This window comes from Streptomyces sp. SID10853 (genome assembly GCF_010548145.1).
Classification (GTDB): Bacteria; Actinomycetota; Actinomycetes; order Streptomycetales; family Streptomycetaceae; genus Streptomyces.
In genome coordinates this window covers 1-4,324 of sequence record NZ_JAAGLN010000373.1, presented here as the reverse complement: position 1 = coordinate 4,324, position 4,324 = coordinate 1, and the positions used below count along the sequence as shown (strand labels likewise).

The following is a 4,324-nucleotide window of genomic DNA, read 5'->3' as shown; positions in this document are numbered from 1 at the left end:
CCGGCCGGCAACAGCAGCGACACCACGGCGCTCATCGGCTCGGCGGCCGGCGCCGTCCTCCTCGCCGGCGCGGGCACGGTCGTCCTGCGCCGCCGCTCCGCCGCACAGCGCAACGGCTGACCCACCGCACAGCAGTGGCGCCGTCCGTCACCGGGCGGCGCCACTGCCTGCGTCCGGTGCCCTCATCCGTACCCCTGAACGCATCCGGCCCGCACACCTCTCCCGCAGCCCCGAACGTCCTGGAGCCCTCATGTCCCGTACGCACCAGCCGATATGGCGGTCCGCCGCCCTGCCCGCAGCAGCCCTCTGCCTCACCCTGGCGGCGCTCACGGGCTGTTCGTCCGGCTCATCGGATCCGGCCGGACACAAGTCCGCCGGCACGGCGAGTACGGCATCGGGCTCCGACGCCGGCAAGAGCACCGCGACCGGTACCCAAACAGACACCAAGCCGGACACCGGGCAGCCCGCGCCCCCGGCCCAGGTGTCGATCCCCTCGATCGGGGTGACCAGTGCGCTGCTGCAGCTCGGCCTCAACGCGGACCACACGGTCCAGGTCCCGCCGGCGGACAAGGGCATGACCGCGGGCTGGTACACGGGCAGCGCCACCCCCGGCGAGCCGGGAGCCGCCGTACTGATCGGTCACAACGACACCCGCTACGGCAGGGCCGTCTTCCACGACCTCAGGAAGATCCACAAGGGCGCGGACATCGCCGTCCGTAACAAGCTGGGAAAGACGGCCCACTTCACGGTCACCAGTACGCAGAGCGTCAGCAAGAAGGCGTTCCCGACCGACAAGGTCTACGGCAGGACCACGGCCCGCGCCCTGCGGCTCATCACCTGCGACGGATCGTTCGACGCGCAGGGGCACCCGGTGAACAACCTGATCGTCTATGCCACGTTGCGCTGACGGTTCCGCCCGCCGAACCCGCTGACAGGACTGCCGGAGCCAGAAATCCGAGCCGCTTTATCTTCTCTATACAAAGCGGGCAAACAGGAGCAAACTGGTACTTGCGCGGTTGAGCGTTGAGCCGTGCACACGCGGTCGGACTTGCAGCAAAGAAGGAGGCGAGTCGCATGGCCGACGTCTCACACACAAGAGGCGATCTAGCAACCCACCCCGACGTACCCGAAATGCGGGCTCGGTACAACCGCATGCTCGGCGGGCGCGATGTGGCGCTCGTGGACGGGCCGGTGTTTCTCGTCGGTGTGTACTGCGCGGTGTCCGCGTGGGTGATCCACTTCTCGAGCACCCAGTCGGCGCTGACGACGCACAACCTCATCATGGGCATCGCGATCGCCCTGCTGGGCCTCGGGTTCACCATCATGCCGGAGCGGATGTACGGCCTCAGCTGGGCCATGGTCGTGATGGGCGCCTGGCTGATCGTTGCCCCGTGGGTCGTGGGCAGCCATCCGGACAAGGGCATCATCTGGAGCAACGCGGTCATCGGCGGCGTCACAGCTCTACTCGGGTTGATATGCACCGTCGTGGCGGCCAGGCGCAGCCGTAACGCCGCAGCCGCACACTCCATGAATTCCGGCGGAGCAAGCCGCCTCAGTCGCGCAGGACGACCCGACCGCGCCGACTGATGTGACACCCGGCAAGAGCACACAAGGAACACACCGAGAAAACAGAGAGACGGGTGTGCGACCGGAAACCCGGTCGCACACCCGTCTCTTGTGCTGCGCAGTGTCCGAGGGGGGACTTGAACCCCCACGCCCGATAAAGGGCACTAGCACCTCAAGCTAGCGCGTCTGCCATTCCGCCACCCGGACAAGGTGTCTGTCGGTCACGTGTGTTCTCCCCGTGGCGACAAGAACAACAATACCAGGGGTTTGCGGCGACCTTCACCCGCATTTGCCGTGGTCAGCGGGCGGCCCCGGCCGACCCGCCGGGGCACTTCCCCTCCCCGCCACCGTCGGCGGCACGGTGCGTCACCGGAACCCCACAGCCAGTCGCCGGCGGGCCCCTGCCGTCACGGGCAGCGGACCACCTGTCCCGCGTACGAGAGATTCCCGCCGAAGCCGAAGAGCAGGACCGGCGCACCGGACGGGATCTCCCTCCGCTCCACCAGCTTGGACAGGGCCATCGGGATACTGGCCGCCGAAGTGTTGCCGGAATCGACCACGTCGCGGGCGATCACCGCGTTCACCGCGCCGATCTTCGCGGCGACGGGCTCGATGATCCTCAGGTTGGCCTGGTGCAGCACGACGGCCGCCAGCTCTTCGGGGGTGACGCCCGCCTTCTCGCAGACCTTGCGCGCGATGGGCGGCAGCTGGGTGGTGGCCCAGCGGTAGACGGACTGCCCCTCCTGGGCGAAGCGCGGCGGCGTCCCCTCGATGCGTACGGCGTTCCCCATCCCGGGGACCGAGCCCCACAGCACCGGCCCGATACCGTCATCCGCGCACGCCTCGACCACGGCCGCTCCGGCGCCGTCCCCGACCAGGACACAGGTGGAGCGGTCGGTCCAGTCGGCGATCTCGGCCATCTTGTCGGCGCCGATCACCAGTGCGCGTTCGGCGGAGCCAGCCCGTACCGCGTGGTCGGCGATGGCCAGGGCATGGGTGAAGCCCGAGCAGACGACGTTGACGTCCATGGTCGCGGGCGAGCCCATGGCCAGCTTGGCGGCCACCCGCGCCGCCATGTTCGGCGAGCGGTCGATCGCCGTGGAGGTCGCCACGAGCACGAGGTCGACATCGCCGGGCGCGAGCCCTGCCGAGGCGAGCGCCTTGGCTCCGGCCTGGGCAGCGAGTTCGTCGACCGGCTCATCGGGACCGGCGATATGGCGGGTCTTGATCCCCACCCGGCTCCGGATCCATTCGTCGCTGGTGTCGACAAGGGCGGCGACATCGTCATTGGTGAGCACCTTGGCCGGCTGGTAATGGCCGAGTGCGGCGATGCGTGTTCCGGTCATGCCCGGGACCCCTCTGCTGCTGATGTCAGGAGCCCTCCAGTCTCGTTAGCGACTCACCGGTACGACGGCAGGTAAAGCAACAGGATTCGGGCGTCCCACTTGGAGACTTCGGATCACTTCCGGACACCGGGCGGGTACCGAACCGGGGTGCGATACGTAATGTTCCACACCTTTTGTCCGCCGGATGCCCGAGACCCGGCGGCCGGTCGCGCGCGGTGCCAGGAGAATGGGAGCGTCGCAGCACCGATCGAAGAGTAGGACTGATCTCCATGGGCCGGGTCACCGAACGCCGCCGCACCATCCGTATCCGGGACGGAGTGGTGACCACCCGCCCCGACACCCTGGTGGCCGAGGAGCCGCTGGAGATCCGGCTGAACGGCAAGGCCCTGGCCATCACCATGCGCACCCCGGGCGACGACTTCGCCCTCGCCGCCGGCTTCCTGGTCAGCGAGGGGGTCCTCGGCTCGGCGGACGAGCTCCAGTCGATCGTGTACTGCGCGGGGGCCACCGCCGACGGCTCGAACACGTACAACGTGGTGGACGTCAGGCTGGCCCCGGGTGTCGTGCTGCCCGACATCACACTGGAGCGCAACGTCTACACCACCTCCTCGTGCGGGCTCTGCGGCAAGGCGAGCCTGGACGCGGTCCGCACCACCGCGCGCTTCCCGATCGCCGACACCCCGCAGGTCCGGGTGGAGCCCGATGCGCTCTCCGTACTCCCCGACCGACTGCGGGCCGCGCAGCAGGTGTTCGACCGGACCGGGGGGCTGCACGCGGCCGCGCTCTTCACACCCGAGGGCGAACTGCTCGACATACGCGAGGACGTGGGCCGCCACAACGCGGTGGACAAGCTGGTCGGCCGGGCCCTGCAGAGCGGGCTGCTCCCGCTCTCCCAGGTCGTGCTCCTGGTCTCGGGCCGGGCCTCCTTCGAGCTGGCCCAGAAGGCGGTGATGGCGGGGATCCCGGTCCTGGCGGCGGTGTCCGCGCCGTCCTCGCTGGCCGTCGACCTGGCTGCCGAGTCCGGGCTCACCCTGGTCGGTTTCCTCCGTGGCTCCTCCATGAACGTGTACACGGGCGACGAGCGCATCGCCCTGCGCTCCGGCGTCTGAGGGCGGCCGGGCACAGCGGCCGGACAAGGCGACCGGGCACACAGGGGCGCGGCGTCCCGGCGGGCGGCCGCGACCGTGTTCCCTGTGCCGGTGGACGGCAGTACGGTCAGGGGCATGACCCGCCAGCCGTCCGCAGCCCAGCGCCGGGCGATCCGCACCGCCGACGCCGAGTCAGGACTGCTCCAGGGCCCTGCGGCGGCCCTGGCCTCGCTGGTCACCCAGGGGCTCGCGCTGCGCCATCCGCGGCCCCCGCACCGGCATTACCTGACGCCTGCCGGACACCGGCTGCGGGAGCGGCTGGCC

Annotated in this window: 4 protein-coding genes, 1 tRNA gene and 2 pseudogenes; 5 read left to right on the top strand and 2 right to left on the bottom strand. The window is 69.9% G+C overall.

What is annotated here, in order from left to right:
- From G3I19_RS37870 to G3I19_RS34850, 3 genes and pseudogenes are all read left to right on the top strand, one after another.
- A partial coding sequence (locus G3I19_RS37870; RefSeq protein WP_164267698.1) for an LPXTG cell wall anchor domain-containing protein occupies positions 1–120 on the top strand: 120 nt, incomplete at its 5' end.
- Between the two features lie 130 nt (positions 121–250).
- Complete coding sequence (locus G3I19_RS34855) at positions 251–907, top strand: class F sortase (RefSeq protein ID WP_164267697.1); 657 nt, start codon at positions 251–253, stop codon at positions 905–907.
- A 167-nt stretch (positions 908–1,074) separates the two neighbouring features.
- Positions 1,075–1,503, top strand: a pseudogene (locus tag G3I19_RS34850) (SPW repeat protein); the annotation flags it as partial.
- A gap of 185 nt (positions 1,504–1,688) precedes the next feature.
- Here G3I19_RS34850 and G3I19_RS34845 read toward each other — a convergent pair.
- Positions 1,689–1,773 (bottom strand) — tRNA-Leu (locus G3I19_RS34845).
- Positions 1,774–1,973: 200 nt separating this feature from the next.
- Positions 1,974–2,912, bottom strand: coding sequence for a beta-ketoacyl-ACP synthase III (locus G3I19_RS34840; RefSeq protein WP_164267695.1), 939 nt, complete (start codon positions 2,910–2,912; stop codon positions 1,974–1,976).
- 269 nt (positions 2,913–3,181) lie between these two features.
- On the opposite strand from G3I19_RS34840, the gene fdhD reads away from it, so the two are divergent.
- Complete coding sequence (gene fdhD, locus G3I19_RS34835) at positions 3,182–4,021, top strand: formate dehydrogenase accessory sulfurtransferase FdhD (protein WP_164267694.1); 840 nt, start codon at positions 3,182–3,184, stop codon at positions 4,019–4,021.
- A gap of 114 nt (positions 4,022–4,135) precedes the next feature.
- Positions 4,136–4,324: pseudogene (locus G3I19_RS34830) on the top strand (hypothetical protein); the annotation flags it as partial.